At 71.5% G+C, this 17,468-nt stretch carries 13 protein-coding genes; 5 read left to right on the top strand and 8 right to left on the bottom strand.

The window, feature by feature from the left end; translation table 11 throughout:
- Window positions 1–67 precede the first annotated feature (67 nt).
- A complete protein-coding gene (locus VMR06_RS00455) occupies window positions 68–1,069 on the top strand; it encodes an aminoglycoside phosphotransferase family protein (RefSeq protein ID WP_325371854.1) in 1,002 nt (333 codons plus the stop codon).
- A 15-nt stretch (window positions 1,070–1,084) separates the two neighbouring features.
- On the top strand, window positions 1,085–1,777 hold the full coding sequence (locus tag VMR06_RS00450; protein WP_325371852.1) for a nucleotidyltransferase family protein: 693 nt from the start codon (window positions 1,085–1,087) through the stop codon (window positions 1,775–1,777).
- Between the two features lie 170 nt (window positions 1,778–1,947).
- Here VMR06_RS00450 and hda read toward each other — a convergent pair whose 3' ends face one another.
- Genes hda through VMR06_RS00430 form a run of 4 tightly spaced genes read right to left on the bottom strand, consistent with a single transcriptional unit; the run spans window position 1,948 to window position 5,061 of the window.
- Complete coding sequence (gene hda / locus VMR06_RS00445) at window positions 1,948–2,649, bottom strand: DnaA regulatory inactivator Hda (RefSeq protein WP_325371850.1); 702 nt, start codon at window positions 2,647–2,649, stop codon at window positions 1,948–1,950.
- Window positions 2,646–3,821 (bottom strand): AI-2E family transporter, encoded by a 1,176-nt coding sequence (locus VMR06_RS00440; protein ID WP_325371848.1) that lies wholly within the window; start codon window positions 3,819–3,821, stop codon window positions 2,646–2,648. Before VMR06_RS00440 ends, hda begins: the two co-directional genes overlap by 4 nt.
- 37 nt (window positions 3,822–3,858) lie before the next feature.
- Window positions 3,859–4,413 carry a CDP-alcohol phosphatidyltransferase family protein gene (locus tag VMR06_RS00435; protein WP_325371846.1) on the bottom strand — a complete coding sequence of 185 codons (555 nt, stop codon included), beginning with the start codon at window positions 4,411–4,413 and terminating at the stop codon, window positions 3,859–3,861.
- Between the two features lie 9 nt (window positions 4,414–4,422).
- Entirely contained in the window at window positions 4,423–5,061 is a 639-nt protein-coding gene (locus VMR06_RS00430; protein WP_325371843.1) for a DUF2066 domain-containing protein, read from the bottom strand.
- 149 nt (window positions 5,062–5,210) lie between these two features.
- On the opposite strand from VMR06_RS00430, the gene purM reads away from it, so the two are divergent.
- A complete protein-coding gene (gene purM / locus VMR06_RS00425; protein ID WP_325371841.1) occupies window positions 5,211–6,248 on the top strand; it encodes a phosphoribosylformylglycinamidine cyclo-ligase in 1,038 nt (345 codons plus the stop codon).
- Window positions 6,232–6,906 (top strand): phosphoribosylglycinamide formyltransferase, encoded by a 675-nt coding sequence (purN, locus tag VMR06_RS00420; protein WP_325371839.1) that lies wholly within the window; start codon window positions 6,232–6,234, stop codon window positions 6,904–6,906. Before purM ends, purN begins: the two co-directional genes overlap by 17 nt.
- A gap of 146 nt (window positions 6,907–7,052) precedes the next feature.
- Here purN and VMR06_RS00415 read toward each other — a convergent pair whose 3' ends face one another.
- The gene (locus VMR06_RS00415) at window positions 7,053–11,213 is read right to left on the bottom strand and encodes a putative Ig domain-containing protein (RefSeq protein WP_325371837.1); all 4,161 of its coding nucleotides are present in this window, start codon (window positions 11,211–11,213) and stop codon (window positions 7,053–7,055) included.
- An 11-nt stretch (window positions 11,214–11,224) separates the two neighbouring features.
- Entirely contained in the window at window positions 11,225–11,935 is a 711-nt protein-coding gene (locus VMR06_RS00410) for a hypothetical protein (RefSeq protein ID WP_325371835.1), read from the bottom strand.
- A gap of 338 nt (window positions 11,936–12,273) precedes the next feature.
- Between VMR06_RS00410 and VMR06_RS00405 the strand changes: the two genes are divergently transcribed.
- Window positions 12,274–12,981: a DUF3108 domain-containing protein gene (locus VMR06_RS00405; protein WP_325371833.1), complete on the top strand. Its 708-nt coding sequence runs from the start codon at window positions 12,274–12,276 to the stop codon at window positions 12,979–12,981.
- Between the two features lie 22 nt (window positions 12,982–13,003).
- On the opposite strand, the gene zipA is transcribed toward VMR06_RS00405, so the two are convergent.
- Together zipA and smc are read right to left on the bottom strand one after the other, a co-directional pair.
- A complete protein-coding gene (gene zipA, locus VMR06_RS00400; RefSeq protein ID WP_325371831.1) occupies window positions 13,004–13,753 on the bottom strand; it encodes a cell division protein ZipA in 750 nt (249 codons plus the stop codon).
- A 205-nt stretch (window positions 13,754–13,958) separates the two neighbouring features.
- A complete protein-coding gene (gene smc / locus VMR06_RS00395) occupies window positions 13,959–17,468 on the bottom strand; it encodes a chromosome segregation protein SMC (protein ID WP_325371829.1) in 3,510 nt (1,169 codons plus the stop codon).

Here is a 17,468-nt window from a genome sequence, read left to right as displayed (position 1 = left end):
TTTGATCCGCCCGGTCAAACCGGCCCTCGGCTAGACTGCCCTGCCTTTCCGATCCGACCTCTTCTCGATGCTGTCTTCCCTCGACCGCCAGCAGGCGCTGCGCCGCTTCGCCGAACTCCACCTGCACGGCAGGGAGCTCACCATCGTCCCGGCCTCGTCCGACGCCGGCTTCCGCAGCTACTGGCGCGTGCGCGTGTCCGGCGAGCCTTCGCGCGTGCTGATGGACGCGCCGCCCGACAAGGTCGAGTGCGGCCCGTTCCTGCGCATCGGCGCCCTGCTCGCCGAGCACGGCCTGCCGGTGCCGGAGGTGCTCGCCAGCGATCTCGAACAGGGCTTCGTGCTGCTGTCGGACCTCGGCGAACGGACCTGCCTGGAGACGATCCAGGCCGGCGCCGCGCCGGGGCCGCACGTCGAGGCGGCGATCGCGCTGCTGGTGCGGCTGCAGCAGGTGCCGGCGCCGGACTGGCTGCCGCCGTACGACCGCGGCCCGCTCGAGGCCGAGCTCGACCTGTTCGTCGACTGGTACCTCGGCCGGCACCGCGGCATCGTCCTGTCCGACGCCGACCGCGCGACCTGGCTCGACGCGCGCGCGCGCCTGGTCGATGCCGCGCTGGCGCAGCCGCAGGTACTGGTCCACCGCGACTACATGCTGCGCAATCTGATGCCGCCGGTCGGCGCGTCGGCGCTGCCGGGCCTGCTCGACTTCCAGGACGCCGGCCGCGGCCCGATCGCCTACGACCCGATCTGTCTGGTCAAGGACGCGTTCGCGTCCTGGCAGGCGGACGACGTGGAGGCCTGGCTGCGCAGCTACCACGCGCAGGCCACCACCGCCGGCGTGCCGGTGCCGGCCTGGGCGCAGTTCCGCCGCGACGCCGACTGGATCGGCATGCAGCGCCACCTGAAGGTCATCGGCATCTTCGCGCGGATCGGCCATCGCGACGGCAAGCCGCGCTACCTGACCGACGTGCCGCGCTTCTTCGGCTATCTGTTCGAGGTGCTGCCGGCCTATCCGGAATTCGCCGCGCTGGCCGACCTGCTGAAGCGCGTCGCGCCGACGGACGCGGACTAGATGCCCGAGCGCGCGATGATCTTCGCGGCTGGACGCGGCGAGCGTCTGCGGCCGCTGACCGACCATACGCCCAAGCCGCTGCTGCCGGTGGCCGGCCGGCGCCTGGCCGAGCGGCACCTGGACGCGCTGGCCGCGGCCGGCGTGCGCGAGGTCGTCATCAACACCTCGCATCTGGCCGAGCAGTTCGCGCCTGCGCTCGGCGACGGCACGCGCTGGGGCCTGACGATCCGCTACCGCCACGAAGGCGCCGAACCGCTCGAGACCGGCGGCGGCATGCTCAATGCGCTGCCGTGGCTCGGCGACGAGCCGTTCATCCTGGTCAACGGCGACGTCTGGAGCGACGTCGATCTCGCCGCCCTGCCGCCGCTCGGCGAAGACCTCGCGCACCTCGTGCTGGTGCCGCCGCCGGCCGGCAGCGGCGGCGACTTCGCGTTGGACGGCGACCGCGTGCGCGAGACCGGCACCGCGAAGCTGACCTATGCCGGCATCGGCGTCTACCGCGCCGCGCTGTTCGCCGACTGGCGCGGCGCATTCGGCGCGGACGACGCCGGTGCGGACGCGCAGCCGCCGCGCTTCAAGCTGGCACCGCTGCTGATCCGCGCGATGCGCAGCGGACGCATCGGCGGGCAGCGCCATGCCGGACGCTGGTACGACATCGGCACGCCCGAGCGGCTGGCCGCGGCGCAGGCCGCGCTCGCCGGCGGTTGACGACCGGCGACCGGCGCGACGCGTCGAAACACGGCCGCCGGGGCCCGGTCATAACAGACGGCGCGTTCGGCGCGCTGATCCACATCGGAAACGCCACGCACGCCTGAGACATCCGCCCGATCGGCAGCGGACGCACACCGACCGGTGCGTGCATCGCCGATGCGCCACGCTCAGCGCGGCGCGGCCAGCAGCTGGCGCAGGAACGGAATCGTCACGCGCCGCTGCGCGGCCAGCGCGGCGCGGTCGATCCGTTCGAGCAGGCCGGTCAAGGTGCCGAGGTCGCGCGCCTGATGCGCGAACAACCAGTCCAGCACGGCCTCGTCGAGCTCGATGCCGCGCGCCGCGGCGCGTGCCTGCAGCAGCGCGCGACGCGCGCCTTCGTCGAGCGGCTTGAGCCGTCCCTGCACGCATGCGGCGAGCCGCGAGCGCAGATCGGGCAGTCCCAGCGGCAGCAGCGCGGGCGGCGCGGCGGCCGCGAACACCAGCACGCTGCCCTCGGCACGGCAGCGGTTGTAGAGATCGAACAGCGCATGCTCGTCGGCCGGCGTGCCGGCCAGCGCGTCGACGCCGTCGAGCGCCAGCAGGTCGCTGCCGCCGAGCGCACGCAGCCGCTCGGCGCGCGGCGCGGCGAGCTCGCCGATGTCGAGGTACTGCGCGCGGCGCCCGCACGTCTGCGCGGCATGGCAGGTGCCGACCAGCAGATGCGTCTTGCCGCTGCCGCCCGGCCCGGACACGAAGACCCACGGCGCCTGCGCGTCGCGTGCGGCCGCCTCCAGCGCGGCCGTGGTGCCCTGGCTCGCTCCGCTCGCGTCGAACTGCTCCAGGCGCAGCCAGGACGGCCAGCGCAGCGACAGCGGAATCTGCGCGCTCATGCGCCGGCCGGCGGCTCGCCGATGGACGGCGAGCCGCTCACGATCGGGGTCTGGACCGGTGCGGCCGGCGCCGCCGCATCGCCGACCACGACGATCTGCGGCCCCTCCGGCGCATCCCGGTACATCTCGCTCTGCGTGTAGCGCTCGTAGGCGTAGCGCAGCAGCACCATGACGATCGCCGCGATCGGCAGCGCCAGCAGCACGCCGACGAAGCCGAACAACTGGCCGCCGGCCAGGATCGCGAACATCACCGCGACCGGATGCATGCCGATGCGGTCGCCGACCAGCTTGGGCACCAGCACGTAGCCTTCCAGCGTCTGGCCGATCGCGAACACGATCAGCACCAGGACGACGTGGAACCAGTCCTGATACTGCACGAGCGCCGCGATGATGCCGATGCCGACGCCGACGATCGCACCCAGATACGGCACGAAGCTGATCAGGCCGGCGATCATGCCGATCAGCGGTCCGACGCTGATGCCGGCCATCCACAGGCCGAGGCCGTAGATCACGCCGAGCACGATCATCACGCTGAGCTGTCCGCGCAGGAAGCCGCCGAGCGTCTCGTCCGACTCGCGCGCGAGGCGCACCACGACCGGCTCGATCGAGCGCGGAATCAGCGCGTGCACGCGGTCGACGACGATGTTCCAGTCGCGCAGCAGATAGAACGCCGCGACCGGCACGATCACCAGGTTGAGAACCCAGCCGAGCACCGCGAAGCCGGACTTGGACACGCCGGCGACGACACCGGCGGCGAAGCCGCCCGCTTCGCGCCAGTGCGCCTGCAGCATGCCGACGATGCCCTGCGTATCGAAGCTGCCGAGGCTGATGCCGAAGCGCTCCTCGACCCACGGCGAGGCGACGTTCTGCGCCCAAGCGGTCCAGCGCGGCAGCTGCTCGAGGAAGTTGGCGATCTGGCGTTCGATGAACGGGATCAGCACCAGCACGATGCCGACCAGCGCCAGCGCCAGCACGATGAAGACGACGCTGACCCCGAGCGAACGGTTGACGCCGCGGCGCTCGAGCATCTCGACCACCGGATTGAACAGGTACGAGAACAGCGCCGCGGCGACGAACGGCGACAGCACCGGGCCGAGCAGGTACAGCAGATAGCCGATCGCCGCGACCAGGATCAGCCACTTCCAGCGCACGTCCAGCCGGTTGTCGGTCATCGCGTCGACATCCTTCGAAGAATCCCCACGGACGGCGTCACGGCCGGCGCCGCGCCTGCCAGGCGCGCCGCCCCCAGGTCAGCACGTAGTCCAGTCCGCTGGTCACCGTCAGCAGCACGACGATCCACAGCGCCGCCGCGCGCAGCGGTTCCGGAATCGCGGTCAGTCCGGCCAGGCCGATCAATTCGAGCACGAGGAACGCGATCTGCACCAGGGTCGTCAGCTTGGACAGGCGCGTCGGCGCGGCGTCGAAGCGGCCGATCAGCCGGTGATAGCCGAACGCGCCGAGCACGATGACCAGATCGCGCCCGATCACCAGCACCGGCAGCCACGACGGCACGCCGCCGGCGATGCCGAGCGCGACGAAGCTGGCCATCAGCATCAGCTTGTCGGCGATCGGATCGAGCATGCCGCCGATCCAGGTCTGCCAGCCGAAGCGCTTGGCCAGAAAGCCGTCGACCGCGTCGCTGAGCGCGGCGATCACCAGCACCACCAGCGCGACGCGGTAGTCCCGGTGCGCGATCAGCCATGCCAGCGGCGCCACCAGCGCGATGCGCGCGGCGGTGATCAGATTGGGCAGCTGGCGCAGCACAGCGGCCGATCAGCGGCCCAGGATCAGGGTCGCATCGACGCCGTCGACCGGCGGGCGTCCGTCGACGACGGTCAGCAGCGCACCGGTGTCGACCGTGGACAGGAAATACGGCAGGCCGACCGTCAGCGCGACGCGCATCAGCATGCCGTCGCCGCGCGCCTCGACCGCACCGGCCTGGCGCACCAGTTCGAGACTGCCCAGATAGCGCAGCACGCGCGCGTAGTCCTCGGCCGAGCGGATGCCGCCGATCCACAGCCGCACCTCGCTCGGCGCGCCGCGATCGGCCTGCGCGGTGTCGACGCCGAGCCGCTGCAATACGGCGCCGATCGCGGCCGGGTCGAACTCGGCGACCAGCATCAGCGTCGGCGTGCCGTCCGTAGCGGGTTCGCGCCGGTACTGGTACTGCAGTACGTAGGCCGAGGCCTGCGCGGCCTCGCGCGCGACGTCGCCGCGGTCGGCCAGCCGCTCGTCGCCACCGAGGCGGGTCAGTACCTGGATCATCGCCTGGGCCAATGCCGGCCCGCGGTCGGCATCGCCCTGCGAGCCGACCGGGGCCTGCCCGGTATAGCGGCCGGCGCCGTGCGCGGGCGCCGAGGCGACCACGCAGACCACGATCAACGCGAGGAATACAGTCAGCCGCAGCGGCATCGGCGAGGTCCGGCATCCTGAAGGGGCTGGCAGTCTGCCCAAAGCGCGCTGCCGCGTCCAATTGGCGCCGCCGCGCGCCCGCGCGCCGCCTTGGCACGCCGGGGCGCGACGCTGCTATCATGCGCGCCCCTCGCGCCGACCCAGCGAACATGGCCAACGCGACCGAAGCCCTCACCTACCGCGCCGCCGGCGTCGACATCGATGCCGGCAACGCCGTCGTCGAGCGCATCAAACCGCTGGTCAAGCGGACGTTCCGGCCCGAGGTCATGGCCGGCCTCGGCGGCTTCGGCGCGCTGTTCGAACTCGGCGCGCGCTACCGCGATCCTGTGCTGGTGTCCGGCACCGACGGCGTCGGCACCAAGCTCAAGCTGGCGCAGACGCTCGGCCGCCACGACACGATCGGCATCGACCTGGTCGGCATGTGCGTCAACGACGTGCTGGTCCAGGGCGCCGAACCGCTGTTCTTCCTCGACTACTTCGCGACCGGCAAGCTCGACGTCGACACCACGGTCAGCGTCGTCGGCGGCATCGCCCGGGGCTGCGAACTGGCCGGCTGCGCACTGGTCGGCGGCGAGACCGCCGAGATGCCGGACATGTATCCGCCCGGCGAGTACGACCTGGCCGGCTTCTGCGTCGGCGCCGTCGAGAAGCTCGCGCTGATCGACGGGCGCCGCATCCAGGCCGGTGACGCGATCGTCGGCATCCGTTCCAGCGGTCCGCATTCCAATGGCTATTCGCTGATCCGGCGCATCGTCGAGCGGGCCGGCGGGCCGTTCGATCTGGATCTGGACGGCACCTCGCTGGCCGATGCGCTGATGGCGCCGACGACGATCTACGTCAAGCCGGTGCTGAAGCTGATGCAGCAGCAGACCGTGCACGGCATGGCCCACATCACCGGCGGCGGCCTGCAGGAGAACATCATCCGGGTGGTGCCGGACGGCCTCGGCGTCGCGATCGAGAGCAGCGCCTGGAAGCTGCCGACGGTGTTCGAGTGGCTGCAGCGCGAGGGCAAGGTCGAGCGCACCGAGATGTGGCGCACGTTCAATTGCGGCATCGGCTACGTGTTGATCGTGCCGCGCTCGCAGGCCGGCGCGACGGTCGACGCACTCGAGACGCTGGGCCTCCCGGCCGTGACGATCGGCGAGATCGTCGCCGCCGGCGGCGACGAGCGTGTCCGCATCGCCTGAGCCGCCGCGCCTCGTCGTCTTCGCGTCCGGCCGCGGCAGCAACTTCCTCGCCCTGGTCGAAGCGGTCCGCGACGGCCGCTTGCCGGTCCGCATCGCAGCGCTGTTCTCGGACCGCCCCGGCTGCGCCGCGGTCGCCGCGGCTCGCGCGCTCGGCATCCCGACCGTGGCGCTGCGGCCGCGCGACTTCGCCGACCGGGCCGGCTTCGACCGCGCGCTGTTCGCCGAACTGGCCGCCTACCGGCCGGACCTGCTGGTGCTGGCCGGCTTTCTGCGGATCCTAGACCCGGCCGTGATCGCGCCCTGGACCGGACGGATCATCAACATCCATCCGTCGCTGCTGCCCAAGTATCCGGGCCTGGACACGCACCGCCGCGCCCTGACGTCCGGCGATGCGTTCCACGGCGCCAGCGTGCACTACGTCGGCGCCGAGCTCGACGCCGGGCCGGTGATCGCGCAGGCCACGCTCGCGGTCGCACCTGGCGACACGCCCGAAACGCTGGCCGCGCGCCTGCTGGTCGAGGAGCATCGCCTGCTGCCGGCCGTGATCGACCTGATCGCACGCGGGCGGATCGCGCTCGATGGCACCGGCGTGTGCCTGGACGGCCAGGCGCTGCCGCGGCCGTTGCAGCTGGAAGCCGGCGGACTCGCGCGCGGCTGACTGCCGTTTCCGAGATACGTCCAGGCAACGCCGGGCATCGGTACGCGGCATCCGGCGCTCCGCGCCCGACGCCAGATTTCTACCGCCCTCGTGACGCAAGCAGCGGCACCGTCCGCCCGACACCCGGGCGGACGGTGCACGCGTTCCTACTTCGTGCGCAGGATCGACGTCACGACGTTCTCGTTGGGCGTGGCGCCGCCTTCCGTCAACGTCAGCGAGGCCGACTCGCCGGCCGCAACGCCGAAGCGTGCGTAGCGCGTGCCGCCGCCCGGCCGCAGCGTGAACGTCAGCGGCGTGTCATCGGTCAGCTGATTGGTGACCAGCGGATAGCCGCTCAGGCCGGTATAGACCGACCGGTAGTTCCAGGTCGGCAAGCTGTACTCGGGCTGCACGCCTGCGACGGCGTCGTCGGCGTACACGGCGACGAGGAAATCGCGCGCCCAGTCGCGCGGCGACGCGCCGAACACGGCCTGCAGGTTGGCCAGGCCGGTCGCGTTGCTGTTGACCAGTGCGTTGAGCAGGGCCGCGTCGCCGGTGTTCCTGCGGTCGAGCATGTAGCGCAGGAACGTATAGGTCGGCGAGAAGTTCTGCGCGGCGTTCTCGTGCACGGTCGGCGACGTGCCGGTCGAGGCCGGATGACGCAGCAGCGGGCCGACGCGGCGGTTGCCGTTCGTGCCGTTGAGCTGATAGAACCAGGTGCGGTCGTGGCCGTACATCGCGTTCTGGTAGGTGTTGAAGGCCGCCACGCGCCGCGAGGCGTTGGGCCCGGTGGTCAGGTTCGCCAATGCCACGTTCGTACGCGGTGCCAGGCCCACCGAGATGTTGAAGAACAGCAGCTCCTGCATCTGCCAGGCGATCGCCTCGTCCAGCCACATCTCCTCGAGCGGCGCCCCGCCGTTGAGGTAGATGCGGCGCCAGCCGCTGCTCAGATGCGTGAAGTGATGCACCAGGGTCGGCACTGCGTTGCCGAACGTGGAGCTGAGCGTACGCACGTTGCTGTTCACGCTGCCGGTCGGGTCCGGCACCATCAGATAGAGGATCTCGCTCTCGTTGCTGCTCGGGCAGCTGGCCGTCGAGAACATGTCGCGCGGCTGGAACATGCCCTGCACCACGCTCGAGCTCGCCGGGGGGCTCAGCTCGTTCATCTTGGGCGTGTAGAACAGGATCACGCCGCCGTTGGCGTCGATATCGGTCACCAGACCGAGATTGTCGCGCGCCAGGCCCATCGCGCCGGTTCGCGGCAGCGCACCCAGCGTACCGCTGGCGGCCGACGTGTCGCCGGGCGGCTCCATCACGAACGCATCGATGATCGCGCGGAAATCGGCCAGCGCGTAGCCACCGATGACCGGCGGATGCCAGTCGCCCGCGCCCGGCGTGGTCTCGACGACTTCCTGCACCGCATACAGCAGCGGCTGGCCGGGCCATTGTTGCGTGGTGACCGCCTCGACGCGCCCCTTGCGCATGTCCGGCGCGGCCGTGCAGCCGCCGACGGCGGCGTTGATGTCGACCAGTTGCCCCGGCACCAGCGGCGTGACGCTGCCGCGCAGCGGCTCGATGAGATCCGACGGCTGTGGCGGCCGGCCAAGCGGAAGCGCCATGGGCGGTACGTCCCCATGCGCATCGCTCACATCGGCGGCGTGCAGCGGCGCGAGCTTCAGGCCCTCGTTGGCCGGGCGCGGTGTCGGCGGGCCGGTCACGGGATCGACGCCGCTGCCGGTCAGGCTCAGCGTCACCTCGCCGGTATCGCCGAAGTTGATCGGCAGGAACGTGTACTCGGCATCGGTGCCGCTTGCATTGAACACGCACGGCACGGCGCCGGCGGCCAGATGCCGCACCTCGCCGACGTCGAGCGCGATGCAGGCCAGTACGCCGAAGCTCTGCTGCACCTGCGGCGCCGGGCTCCAGTTCGCGTCGCCGGCCTGGTTGGCGTTGACGACGCAGGTACCGGCACCGATGAACGACACGGCAGCGCCGCTGATCGTGCAGACCGCGGCCGCGCTCGCGTCGATCGAGAATGCGACCGGCAGGCCCGAGCTTGCCGTCGCCGTGACCGTATAGGTGGCGGCGCCGACGAAGGCGCCGGACGGCGGCGTCGAGGTGAAGCTGATCGTCTGCGCGCCCTGCCCGACCGCGAAACTCTGCTGGACCTGCGGCGCCGGATTCCAGTCCGGGCTGCCGGCCTGGTCGGCGTTGACGATGCAGGTGCCGGCACCCTGGAAGCTGACCGTCGTGCCGCTGATCGAACAGACTGCGGCTGCGGCGGCGTCGATCGCGAACGTCACCGGCAGGCCCGACGTCGCGCTCGCGGCAACCGCGTAGGTCGCGCCGGCGACCACGGCGGCGGTCGGCGCCGCCGATGTGAAGACGATGGTCTGGCTACCGCGAGCGACCGCGAAACTCTGCTGAGCCCGCGGCGCCGGATTCCAGTCCGGACTGCCGGCCTGGTCGGCGTTGACGATGCAGGTGCCGGCACCCTGGAAACTGACCGTCGTGCCGCTGATCGAGCAGACCGCGGCCGCGGCGGCGTCGATCGACAGCGTCACCGGCAGGCCCGAGGTCGCACTGGCGGCGACCGCATAGGGGGCGCCGGCGACGGCGGCGGCGGTCGGTGCCGGCGTCGTGAACGTGATCGTCTGAGCGCCGGGTCCGACCGCAAAGCCCTGCTGCACCTGCGGGGCCGGCAGGTAGTGGGCGTTGCCGGGCTGGTTCGCGTTGATCAGGCAGGTACCGGCGCCCTGGAACGAGACCACCGAGCCGGCGATCGAGCAGACCGCGCCCGCCGCCGGATCGATCGACAGCGCCACCGGCAGGCCCGAGGACGCGCTCGCCGATACCGTGTAGGACGGACCGCCGACGGCGGCGCCCGGCGGCGCGGCGGACGTGAAGACGATCGTCTGCGCACCCGGCCCGACCGCGAACGACTGCTGCACCTGCGGTGCCGGCGCGTAGGTCGCATCGCCGGGCTGGTTCGCATTGATCACGCAGGTACCCGCGCCGTGGAACGACACGACCGAACCGGCGATCGCGCAGACCGCGCCGGCTGCCGGATCGATCGACAACGCCACCGGCAGGCCCGAGGACGCGCTCGCCGACACCGTATAGGACGGACCGCCGACGGCGGCGCCCGCCGGGACGGTGGAGGTGAACGTGATCGTCTGGCTGGTCAGGCCGACCGCGAAGGACTGCTGCACCTGCGGGGCCGGCGCGTAGTCCGCATCGCCGGGCTGGTCCGCATTGATCACGCAGGTGCCGCTGCCATGGAACGACACGACCGAGCCGGCGATCGTGCAAACGGTACCGGCCGACGGGTCGATCGACAGCGTCACCGGCAGGCCGGAGGACGCGCTCGCCGATGCGGCATAGGCCGGGCCGCCGACGACGGCGTCGGCCGGAGCGGTCGACGTGAAGACGATCGTCTGGGCGCCCTGCGCGACCGCGAACGACTGCTGCGCCTGCGGTGCCGGCGCGTGGGTCGCATCGCCGGGCTGGTCGGCATTGATCACGCAGGTGCCCGCGCCGTGGAACGACACGACCGAACCGGCGACCGCGCAGACCGTATCGGCCGACGGATCGATCGACAGCGCCACCGGCAGGCCCGAGGACGCGCTCGCCGATACCGTGTAGGACGGACCGCCGACGGCGGCATCGTCCGGCGCGGTCGAGGTGAACGTGATCGTCTGGCTGGCCAGGCCGACCGCGAAGGACTGCTGCACCTGCGGCGCCGGCGCGTAGTTCGCATCGCCGGGCTGGTCCGCATTGATCACGCAGGTGCCGGCGCCCTGAAACGTGACGCCGGACCCCGTGAGCGTACACACGGCGCTGGCCGCCGGATCGATCGACAGCGCCACCGGCAGACCCGAGGTGGCGCTGGCCGACGCCAGGTACGGCGCGCCGCCGATCGTCGCATCGACCGGTGCGGTGGACGTGAAGGCGATCGTCTGCGTGCCCTGCACGACGTCGAGCGCATAGGTACGCCCGCCGCTGCAGCCGGACGCATCGGTCGCCGTCACGGTCAGCACATACTGGCCGACCTGGCTCGGCGTGCCGGCCAGCTCCGCCGAGGCGGTGCCGGTCGCGGTCAGGCCAAGACCGCTGCCGGGGGGCAGTCCGCTGGTGATCGAGAACGCGAACGGCAGCCCGGTATCGCTCTGCGCGGTGAACGGCTGCGCGTAGTTCGCGCCGACGGTCGCATCGGGCAGCGCCTCGGCAGGCGCGATCGTGGTGATCGGACAGGGCGCGGCGGAAGCGCCGAACGCGGCCGTGGCGAGCAGCGCAAGCATCGCGCTGCGCAGGATCGAATGATTCACGGCGCCTCTCCTCAGTCGACCTGGAAGCGGATCAGCTCGACCGGCGTCGTGCTGTTCAGCACGAGCACGAAGTGGTCGAGATGGATCGCGTAATCGGTTTGCGCAGGCTGCGTGCCGGTCTGGCGCAGGTAGCCGCGAACCTGGGCGCTGGCCGCCATCACCGGCGCATCGTTCGGTACGAAGCCGTTGTCGGCGATGCGGTACCAGGTTTCGGCCGGCGGCGAGCCGGCGACCAGGGCCTGGCCCTGCGTGCCGCCGCTGAGGAAGCCGGTGCATCCCGGATCGGCGTACAGGCGAACCTCGACGACCGCGCTCATGCTGCCATCGAGCGTGGCGGCGGTCGGTGCCCGGAACGCCATGCCGTAGTTGAGAAACGACACGCTGGTCGGTACCGCGAAGTCGACGCACTGGGCGATGCCCGAGGCCGCGTCCTGCACGGACGGCGCCAGATGGATGCGCACCGATCCGGAGGCCGGGTTGCCGTCGACATCGGGCGGGGACTGCCAGACCGGTGCCTCTCCGCTACCGACCGGATCGGGCGCAGCCGACTGAAACGCCGCCCACGGCGGAAGTTCGGTATGCAGATAGGCATTGGGCACGATCGTCTGCGCGTGGAGCGCAGATACCGCAGCGATCGCGACGATCGCTGCGATCAGGCGCGCGCGATCGCGCACCCGTACGGACGCTGCGCGGCGCACCGGCGCACGAGTAAGACGAAACATGGCAATCCCCCTCAAAGGCCGCTGTTCGAGTCGGCAGCGGGCGGCCTGCCCCTCCATGCGCCGACGCGCGCAGTCTAATCGAGCGAGTGCGTGCCGGCGCGTAGCAATTTCGCGCTTTTGCAAAAAGAGCCGATGGATACGCAGCGGCCGGCCGCGGATCGGACGCGCGCTGCCCGGCGTGTCCGACCGATCGCCGGTCGCGGCTGTCGCGCGGCGCCGCCGCCTGCCCGCGTCGCGCGCTGCCGCCAGGTGGTCGGCGCGCAGCCCTCGGTCCGGCGGCCCGGGCATCGGTTCAGCCGCGGTCGCGCAGACTGCCGCGCGTCGTATCGGAGCCCTCCGTGAACCCGTACTTTCTGATTGCGTGCCTGGCCGCCGGATCGGCGCTGGCCGCGCCGCCGGCACCGCCGTTGCAGCCTTTCCATGCCGAGTACAGCGTCTCGCGCAACGGCAGCGAGCTGGGCAGCGCGACTCTCGAGCTCGACGCCGAGGGCGATGGCGTCTGGGCGTTCCGCTCGCGTACGCAAGGCACCCAGGGCCTGGCCAAGGTGGCCGGACTGGACGTGACCGAGCAGTCACGGCTGCGCTGGCGCAACGAACGCCTGGAGAGCACGGCCTACGAGTATCGGCAGGACGCGCTGCTGAAGAAGCGCACGCGCCGCGGCGCATTCGACTGGGATCGCGGCGAGGTCCAGATGAGCGACCAGGACCACACCAGACGCTATCGGCTGCCGGCCGGAACGCTCGACCGTCATGCCGTCACGCTGGCGATCGCGGCCGACCTGGCGCGCGGCGCATCGGCGTTGGACTATCCGGTCGCCGGCATGGACGGGATCGAAACCCTGCACTACGCGCGGCAGGGCGAGGAAGCGGTGCACGTCCCGGCCGGCGAATTCCGCGCGGTGCGCGTGTCGCGCGAACACGGACCGCGGGTATCGACCAGCTGGTTCGCCGCGTCGATCGGCTGGCTGCCGGTGCAGATCGAGCAGGTCGACGGCAAGAAGAACGAGACCATCACGCTGCGGCTGAAGTCGCTCGACCGGCACTGAGCGCCGGCGCGGCGGCGCCGCGCTACCAGTGCGGGCGGATCTGGTTGCGTTCCTGCTCGCGGTCCCAGGCGCGCAGTTCGTCGCGCAGATGGGCCACGCGCTGACGGCCGAGCGCATTGCGCTGCTCGTCGAGCACGACGCCGTCGAGCAGCTCGGCGAGCCGTTGCGCGGCCGGCAGCATCGCCTCCCAGGCATCGAGGGCCGGCACCGGCCCAGGCAGCGTCATGAACAACGTCACGCCGGGCGTGGTGAGCTGGTCGATCCGTGCCATGTCGAAGCTGCCCGGCCGCGTTATCTGCGCCATGCTGAATACCGGCCCCTGCTCGGCCTTGCCGGGCGCGAGGCGATGGAAGATGCCCATGTCGCCGAACTGCAGCCCGGCCTTCTCGGCCGCGACGACCAGATCGGTGCCGGCCATCGTCTGACCGGCGCGCGCCGAGACGTAGAGCGTCACGATGCGCTCGATCTGGCCTTGCGGCCGCGCGCCGAGCGTCGAGCGGCGCGGCGCGGCCGGCGACGGCGCTTCGTCGGCATCCAGCGACACCGGCAGCTCGCCCTGGCTCGGCTCGCCCGCTTCGGCTTCGCTGCCGTCGCCGCCGACCTCGCCGAACACCGGCTCGACGCGCGCGCCCTCGGCCGGACGCGCCGGCGTGCGCTTGCCCTGCCCGGGCCTGCGCGGCCGGCCGAACAGGTAGATCAGTGCGAATGCGATCACGCCGATCACGGCGATGATCACGCGCAGCTCGGTGGGACTGAGCGCCTGCTGCTCCATCACGTGCTCCTCGTATAGCGCCGTTGCGGCGGACGGGCCGGGACGCCGGCGGTCGCCGCGACCCCGATCGTATCGCGGTCCGCCCGACGGACTTCGGTCACCGCGCGGGCAGCGCCTGCGCCTCGGCTGCGCGCAGCGCCCGCCGGAACGATCGGCATTCGGTCGATCGATGTCCGGATCGGCACGGCCGCGCGTCCCATCGCGGTCATGCCGCGCCGGCGAGCTTGGCGGCCTCGGCCAGGTCGACCTGGACCAGCCGCGACACGCCCGGCTCGCGCATCGTCACGCCGCACAGCTGGCGCGCCGCTTCCATCGTGCTCTTGTTGTGCGTGACGAAGATGAACTGCACGCGCTCGCTCATCTCGCCGACCATGTTCGAGAAGCGGCCGACGTTGGCCTCGTCGAGCGGCGCGTCGACCTCGTCGAGCAGACAGAACGGCGCCGGATTGAGCCGGAAGATCGAGAACACCAGCGATACCGCGGTCAGGGCCTTCTCGCCGCCGGACAGCAGCGAGATCGAGGTCACGCGCTTGCCGGGCGGCCGCGCCATGATCGACACGCCGGTCGACAGCAGATCGTCGCCGGTCAGCTCCAGATAGGCATGGCCGCCGCCGAACAGGCGCGGGAACAGCTCCTGGACGCCGGCATTGACGCGCTCGAAGGTCTCGCGGAAGCGCTGGCGCGTTTCCTTGTCGATCTTCTGGATCGCGCCCTCGAGCGTCTCCAGCGCGGCGGTGAGATCGGTCAGCTGCGTGTCGAGGTAGTCCTTGCGCTGCGACTGCTCCTCGTATTCCTGGATCGCGGCCAGGTTGACCGGTTCGAGCCGGGCGATCTTCTGGCCCAGATCGGCCAGATCGGCCTGCCATTGCGCCAGGTCGGCGTGCTCGGGCAGCGTCTGCACGATCTCCTCGATCGCGAAGCCGGCCTCGCTGATCGCCGCGATCAGCGCCTGCGCGCGCAGCTTGTTCTCCTGCTCGTTGAGGCGCAGATCGGCGAGCCGCTCGCGCTGCTCGTTGAGCGTGCGTTCGAGCGTGTGGCGCTCCTGCTCGAGACGGCGCAGCTCGACGTCGCAATCTTCCAGCGCCTTGCGCGCCTCGACCAGTTGCCGGTCGACCAGCAGGCGCTGGTCCAGATAGGTCTGGCGCTCGGCGTCCAGATCGGCCATCGGGTCGTGGCTCGACGCCAGCTGGGCGGCGATCTCGGCCTGGCGTGCCTCGAGCTGCGCGAACTGGCCGTGCAGGCGCTGCAGGGCCTGTTCCAGCGAGCTCAGCGACGAGCGCTTGGCTTCGATCGACAGTGCCAGCTGATGCGCCTGCTCGCGCGCCTCGCGCGCATTCATGCGCGCTTCCTCGCGCGCTTCGAGCAGGCGCCGCCGCTCACCCTCGAGCGTCTGACGCTGCTGTTCGAGGTCGCCCATCTTCGACAGCGCGACTTCGAGCCGGCCGCGCGCCTCGCGCGCACGGGCGCGATCCTCGTCGAGCTTGCCGACCAGTTCGCCGAGCTCGGCGTCGATGCGCTCGATGCGCTCCTGCGCGGTGCCGAGGCGGCCGCGCTGGCTCTGCAGCTGACCGGCCAGTTCGGCCAGGCGCCGATGCGCGGTGTAGAGCTCGCGCTGCGCGTCGTCGCGCAGACGCTCGGCCTCGATCCGCGCCAGCTTGCCGTCGTCGACGCGGCCGGTGGTCTCTTCGATCTCGTGCTCGAGTTCCTCCAGGCGCTGCTGCAGCGCCTGGATCTCGCGTTCGCGCGCCAGCACGCCGACCTGGGCGCCGCCGCCGCGCGCGATCCGCGCGAAGCCCGGCCCCAGCCATTCGCCGGCCGGCGTCACGACCGATTCGTCGGGCGCCAGAGCGCTCACCAGCGCACGCGCCGCCGCCAGGTTGTCGGTCGTGCGCACGCGGGCCAGGCGCCGCCGCGCCGCGGCCGGACCGCGCACGTGCGCGGCCAGGCTGCCGGCGGCGTCGAGCGCGTGCGCATCGGCGTCCGCGTCGGCGATCAGGGTCAGATCGGCCTCGGCCAGATCGGCGACCGCGTCGGCGTAATCGCTCGGCGCATCGACCAGGACCGCCTCGAGCCAGCCGTCGAGCACGGTCTCGACCGCACGCTCCCAGCCACCGTCGACGTCGAGCGACGCGCCGAGCCGGCGCGCCTGTCCCAGTCCCATCCGGTCCAGCCAGGTCTTCAGCGCGACGTCGTGCTCGGCCAGGGCCGCCTGCTGCAGCGCCTCGAGCGAGGCCAGCCGGCCGCGCGTCTTCTCGAGCTCGCCGCGGCGGCCGCTCAGCAGGGCCTGCACGCCGCGTTCGTGTTCGAGCGCCTGCTCGAGCACCAGCCGGCGCTCGTCGAGCGCCGCGGTATGGGTCTCGACCTGTTCGCGCAGTCCGTCGTGGTCGGCCTGCAGCGCCTCGAGCACGCGGCCGAGCTCGCCGAGGTCGGCCGCGGCTCGCTCGGCCTGCAGCGCCTCGCGCCGCCTGTCGGCCTCCACGCACTGGCGGTCGATGTAGTCCAGGCGCGTCCGCTCGACCTCGGCCGCCTGCGCGGCCTCGGAGCTGGCGGTGGCGTGGGCGTCCCAGAGGGACTGCCATTCGGCGAGCCGGGTCTCGGCCGCACGCATCGCCTCGGCGGTCGATTCGTCGCTGTCGCGCAGCTCGGCCAGGCGCGGCTCGTGATCGGCCAGCGCGCCGCGCAGTTCCTCGATGCGCTCGACGTCGGTCGCGATGTGCTCGGCGATCTGCGCATGCGCGCGGTCGGTCTCCTCGCGCGCCCGGACCAGCTGATCGGCCATCTCGCGATTGTGGCGGATCTGCTGCTCGACGCGCGCGATGTCGGCGCCGACGCGGTAGACCTCGCCCTGGACGCCGTTCAGATGCTCGCTGGCGGCGACGTGGCGCTCGCGGCAGGCCTCGATCTTCGCCTCGCGGTCGCGCTGGTCGGCCAGATGCTTCTCGATCTCCAGCTCCACCGCGCGCAGCGCGCCGGAACGGCCTTCGAGTTCCGCCTGCGCCTCGCGCAGCGTCAACGCCTTGAGCTCGGCTTCCTTCTTCTTCTGCTCGGCCTTGTATTCCTGCCAGCGCTCGGCGGCACGCGCCTGGCGCTTGAGATGCTCGAGCTGCTTGTCGACCTCGTCGCGCACGTCGCGCACGCGGTCGAGGTTCTCGCGCGTGGCCTTGATGCGGCTCTCGGTCTCCTTGCGGCGCTCCTTGTACTTGGAGATGCCGGCCGCTTCCTCCAGATGGCTGCGCAACTGCTCGGGATCGGCCTCGATGATCTGGCTGATCATGCCCTGCTCGATGATCGAGTAGCTGCGCGGCCCCAGTCCGGTGCCGAGGAAGACGTCGGTGATGTCGCGGCGGCGGCAGCGCCCGCCGTTGAGGAAATACTGCGACTGCCCGTCGCGCGAGACGCTGCGCTTGATCGAGATCTCGTTGTAGCCGGCGTACTCGCCGAGCAGGGTGCCGTCGCTGTTGTCGAAGATCAGCTCGACCGTCGCGCTGCCGACCGGCTTGCGTCCGGACGAGCCCGAGAAGATCACGTCGGTCAGCGCGTCGCCGCGCAGACGGCTGGCCGCGCTCTCGCCGAGCACCCATCGGATCGCGTCGATGATGTTGGACTTGCCGCAGCCGTTCGGACCGACGATCGCGGTCATGTTGGTCGGCAGGTGCAGCGTGGTCGGATCGACGAACGACTTGAACCCCGACAGCTTGATCGCGCTCAATCGCAT

Source organism: Dokdonella sp. (assembly GCF_035511235.1).
Taxonomy (GTDB): domain Bacteria; phylum Pseudomonadota; class Gammaproteobacteria; order Xanthomonadales; family Rhodanobacteraceae; genus Dokdonella.
This window is presented reverse-complemented; position numbering and strand designations above follow the sequence as displayed.

Bases quoted from the DNA above. Each gene is read 5' to 3' on its own strand.
- VMR06_RS00455 (WP_325371854.1), top strand. From the start codon at position 68: ATGCTGTCTTCCCTCGACCGCCAGCAGGCGCTGCGCCGCTTCGCCGAA.
- VMR06_RS00450 (WP_325371852.1), top strand. From the start codon at position 1,085: ATGATCTTCGCGGCTGGACGCGGCGAGCGTCTGCGGCCGCTGACCGAC.
- hda (WP_325371850.1), bottom strand. From the start codon at position 2,649: ATGAGCGCGCAGATTCCGCTGTCGCTGCGCTGGCCGTCCTGGCTGCGC.
- VMR06_RS00440 (WP_325371848.1), bottom strand. From the start codon at position 3,821: ATGACCGACAACCGGCTGGACGTGCGCTGGAAGTGGCTGATCCTGGTC.
- VMR06_RS00430 (WP_325371843.1), bottom strand. From the start codon at position 5,061: ATGCCGCTGCGGCTGACTGTATTCCTCGCGTTGATCGTGGTCTGCGTG.
- purM (WP_325371841.1), top strand. From the start codon at position 5,211: ATGGCCAACGCGACCGAAGCCCTCACCTACCGCGCCGCCGGCGTCGAC.
- VMR06_RS00410 (WP_325371835.1), bottom strand. From the start codon at position 11,935: ATGTTTCGTCTTACTCGTGCGCCGGTGCGCCGCGCAGCGTCCGTACGG.
- zipA (WP_325371831.1), bottom strand. From the start codon at position 13,753: ATGGAGCAGCAGGCGCTCAGTCCCACCGAGCTGCGCGTGATCATCGCC.
- smc (WP_325371829.1), bottom strand. From the start codon at position 17,468: ATGCGATTGAGCGCGATCAAGCTGTCGGGGTTCAAGTCGTTCGTCGAT.